This is a genomic window from Microcystis sp. M49636_WE2 (assembly GCF_030065375.1).
Classification (GTDB): Bacteria; Cyanobacteriota; Cyanobacteriia; order Cyanobacteriales; family Microcystaceae; genus Microcystis; species Microcystis aeruginosa_C.
This window is the reverse complement of the sequence record NZ_JASJFG010000321.1, coordinates 1-4,333: the sequence shown is the minus strand read 5'-3', so window position 1 is coordinate 4,333 and position 4,333 is coordinate 1. Positions and strand designations below refer to the sequence as shown.

General features: G+C 42.2%; 5 protein-coding genes. 1 reads left to right on the top strand and 4 read right to left on the bottom strand.

The features are described 5' to 3' along the window. Both PX484_RS07720 and PX484_RS07715 read right to left on the bottom strand, forming a co-directional pair. A partial coding sequence (locus tag PX484_RS07720) for a tetratricopeptide repeat protein (protein WP_502882702.1) occupies positions 1-854 on the bottom strand: 854 nt, incomplete at its 3' end. A gap of 329 nt (positions 855-1,183) precedes the next feature. Then, positions 1,184-1,675 (bottom strand): c-type cytochrome, encoded by a 492-nt coding sequence (locus tag PX484_RS07715; protein WP_002799809.1) that lies wholly within the window; start codon positions 1,673-1,675, stop codon positions 1,184-1,186. A gap of 28 nt (positions 1,676-1,703) precedes the next feature. Between PX484_RS07715 and PX484_RS07710 the strand changes: the two genes are divergently transcribed. Continuing rightward, a complete protein-coding gene (locus tag PX484_RS07710) occupies positions 1,704-2,765 on the top strand; it encodes a mechanosensitive ion channel family protein (protein ID WP_002799810.1) in 1,062 nt (353 codons plus the stop codon). 43 nt (positions 2,766-2,808) lie between these two features. On the opposite strand, the gene PX484_RS07705 is transcribed toward PX484_RS07710, so the two are convergent. Then, positions 2,809-3,489 (bottom strand): GerMN domain-containing protein, encoded by a 681-nt coding sequence (locus PX484_RS07705; RefSeq protein ID WP_287667307.1) that lies wholly within the window; start codon positions 3,487-3,489, stop codon positions 2,809-2,811. Positions 3,490-3,647: 158 nt separating this feature from the next. After that, positions 3,648-4,333, bottom strand: a 686-nt coding sequence (locus PX484_RS07700) for an LmeA family phospholipid-binding protein (RefSeq protein WP_288103357.1), incomplete at its 5' end; no start/stop codon positions are given.

Below are 4,333 nucleotides of genomic sequence, written 5' to 3'. Positions count from 1 at the left end.
TCTGCATATTCTTCAATATCTGCCTTAATATCGACCCAATTACCACTAAATAATTTGACATAAAGAGCAATAAAATCAGCTACAGCTTGAGAAGGCAACCCTTGACAACTTGTTTTTAATTGATTAGCTACTTGGATAGCAGCGGCAAAATCTCGATTATCAAAATAACATTGATAAAGTTCAGCTAACAGATAAATTTGCTCTGGTTCTACTGCTAAACAAGTATTAATAATATCAATAGCCAATGGTTTATTGTTTCTGGCTAGAGAAGGGACTTTAGCTTCTACTACTTTGATGAAAGTTTGTCGCTGACAGTGAGATTGAAATATTGCTTCCAAGTAAGGGACGGTTTCTGGTATCTGAGAATCGAGAAATTTTTCTAAAACTTCTACTAATAAACCTAAATCGAGACTCTGGAAATTATTTGTTTTTAACACATCGACAAATAACCAAGCTTTTAACTGCTCTTTATCGAAATAATTCAAATCAATTGCTAATAAAATAAACCGCAGCAAATTATCAATATTATCGGGACTAATCTCGCGAATATGTCCTCGAATTAACCAACTGGTTTCTAAATTGCCTAACTCTAACTGTCTTCGCGCTTCCCCATCCAAAATATTGACTAAATCTACTGTCCACAGCATCACCTCCTGTTCATCCCCTTGACTGAGGACGAATAACCATGTAGTTTGTGCTTCTTCTTCCCTAGCTTCTAAAAGATAGGCTAATCCTAAATACCAATAATGACTAATTTCTAGGGGGTCTCTTTCTATCAGTTCTTCGTAAAATTGGCTAACCTGCCAGAAATCCCCTTGGATAATTGCCGGTTCAACTTGGGAATGCCAAGACATAAGTATTTATCGTTAAGTGTCTCTACTAGCATACTCAAATAGAGGCAAAATTTTTCTATATAAGTAAAATTTATCAGTCGCTCAGGGGTTGGGTTTTGGGGTGGTCACTGCGTGCGCGTTGCGGGGGGGTGTTGGGGTTTTAGTTGAAATTCCCCCACTACCCCACTTCCCATTCCCCCACTTCCCACTCTGCACCCAGTTTCAACGCGTCCCAGCTTACCATCAATCTCAGCCAAGAGTCAGTCCCGATGAAAAAGTTTTCACCACCAGAGACGAAAGAGGTTTCCTTCCCTATACCCCACACCCTACACCCTACACCCTCTTTCAAGTCAGTTTTTTGAAAGATTTTCTAAATAAACCAATAAATCGGCCATAGCTTGAGTATCGGGCTTAAATTTGGGCATTGGCGGTGTTTTACCGCTAATTACCTGTTCAATCAGACTAATTCTCGATTTGCGACGGGAAACGTCCTCTAAACTCGGTCCGACGATGCCATCAGCAAACTGACCGTGACAAGCAGCACAGTTAATCTGAAAGATTTCGTAACCACGACTGACATTGCCTTGTCGGGATAACACCTCTTTAATGTAGGGATCCGACATCTTAGCCAGATGAAAGGTGATTAAAAAGGCACTAATCAGGAACAAAACCACGATTATAACCATTAAGAATCGATAAAGTCCGAATTTTGGTTTAAATAACTGACTATTCACGCAAGCTGCCGAAGGAAAGATGAGTTTCTCTTTACATTTTGCAACTTTTTGCCCCAAAATTCCACCGCCGCTGCTAGAGATAGGCAAATGGAGAATAATATAAGACAAAAGTGTATCTTTTTCTAACCCTCTAGCAATGAACCTATTAACCAGACTGGAAGATTGGCCCTATATTATCTTACCTATCATCATCGTCCTCAGTTTCCTGCTGTTGGGATGGCTCGTAGAAAAGCGCGTTGTCAGTCAACTTTTATCGATTGCCAGAGAAAAAAACCTGCGTTTCTCGGAAGGGGTTTTACGTTCCCTTCGCGGATTAAGCATACTTTGGTTCGGACTTTTGGGTTTAAATATTGCCCTCTCCCTTCCCAATCTTCCCCTCTTTCCCTACCTGATTCTCCTGAGCCAAAAATTGCTGCTAGTGGCTTTTTTAGCTTCGGCTACTTGGGCTATTGCTCAATTATCCGTGGAAATATTACGATTTTATACCACGGGAGATGATGGCATTTCTTCCCTAACTTCCCTATTTGAATTTCTCGCCAAAGTTCTGATTTTTAGCTGCGGTTTTTTGCTTATTTTAAGCTCGATTGGCATTTCGATAACTCCGATGCTTACTGCCTTTGGTATTGGGGGTGTTTCCCTCGGTTTAGCTCTCCAAAATACCCTAGCTAATTTAATGTCAGGGATTAATATTATCACTTCTAAAAAAGTTAGACCGGGAGATTATATTGAACTGAGAACGGGAGAAGCTGGTTATGTGCGAGATGTGGATTTAAGATGCACAGTAATCGAAGAAATTACCAATAATCTTTTGGTTATTCCCAATGCTCAGATCATTTCTTCTAGTTTCCGTAACTATAGTTTACCAGATCACTCCCTCCTCATCCCCGTGGAAGTGGGCATTAGTTACGATAGTGACTTAGAAAAAGTCGAAAAAGTTACCCTAGAAGTCATGCAGGAAATCGCCCAGTTATTGCAACCTCACCTCGGTGACTATCAACCTTTGATCCGTTATGGTAAATTCGATTACTATAGTATCCTGCTGACGGTTTATCTCAAGGTGGTAGAAGAAGAATTTTTTCAACACCTCACCATTAAACACGAATTTATTAAACTCCTACACCGACGCTATCAGCAAGAAGGAATTAAACTTCCCTATCCGATTTTTTTTCCCTATCCCCCCACTAATCCCCCTAGTTAACCTCAATTCCCTATGGCAACCAACAATTTAAAGCGCGGGCAGCTCACAACTGATAATTCTCCTCAAAAAACTTACGAGTCATCGGTTGGGCAACTTCAAGACCGTGGCCTTCTCCTAATAATTCTAGGGGTTTTCCTTCCACTTGAATCCAGACTTTGGCATTGGGATCCTCGGCAGTAGTAGTATAGATGATTTGTGCCAAACGACCGATTAACATATCAGGACCATCATCATTGCCAAACTCGCGCGAGAGATTAATCTTAATTCCCGTTTTATCTACTTTTAAATCAAGTAATTTAGTCCCGGGGGGAATAGTAGTCATATCCTGAGGATTACTTGGACCGGCTAATAGAGTTTGTAATACTGCTGTTAACTCTCCCTCGCGGCCATCGGCTTTTTGAACGGTAATTTCTTGGCTGACTAATTGATTCCCCGTATCAGTCACTTTTAACCAATAAACCTGTCGAGTTTCCCTAACAGGAATAGCTGCAGGAGTCGCTGTCGGACTTGTCTTCACTGGACCCGGAGAAACTGGTTCAACAATTGGCGATTGACTTATCGGCACCTGACTGGGAGATTCAATCGGGTTTTCGCTGGTTTTCTGGGAGGAAGATAGGTGATGGACGGCAAACCAGGCAGTGGCCCCACCAGCAGTAAATAAAGCGAGGCCGATACCAATTATCCAAGGCAAAGAGATTTTATCACTAGAGCGAGAACTAGGCATAATTCAGTTATCAGTTATCAGTTATCAGTTATCAGTCGAACGCTTTTATTCTCCCCCCGCAACGCGCACGAAGTGGTCTCCCCACTTCCCCACTTCATAATTCATAATTCATAATTCATAATTCCCACTTCCGATCTCCTGTTTTCTGACCGTTAAATTTAATTGGGGTTCCCCGATCGAGGCTTGATGCTGCCAAAGGCGGCTATACTCAGCTTATCATCGTCGATCTGCAATTGTAGAAGGCGGGCGATAATCCCTTGTTTCTCGAAGTTTTTTAAATCTAACTGGGTGGATATACCCTCGGCAAACCCCTTGAGAAGGCGCGAGGAGAGGCGACGACCATTAAGAGTGGCTGTGGGGTCAATAAGCTCGATTTTTCGCCCCTGCACTAGCTTAAATCCCACTTCTAGGCTAAGATCGAGGCTGGCTGCTGGTTCTTCCTGCTTTTGGGTCTCCAGCTGCAGCCTCAGAGCGACGCGATTATTATTAAGAAAGTTAAAATTTGCTTGACTAAGTTGATATTTTGTGCTAAACGATTCTTCCCTAGAAGGAATTAGATTATTAATCAGGGTCTGAATTTGTTCTTTGACCGCTGCCGATTGTAAAGCTTGATTAACATTAGTTTCCGTGAGGACAAGATGCAACGCCCCCGCAGCCGGTCGGCGCAGAGCGGCGGCTAAATTGCCGTTTTTTTGCTGTAATCGCCGCAAATCGAGGCTAATTGGCTCAGTTTCTAGCTCGATCTTCTCAATGCGAACATCAGCAAGGGGATAAATTCCCCGTGCAGAAATGCGAACTCGATCGATTTTGCCTTGCAGAGCCTGATAATTGGGAGTATTATCGA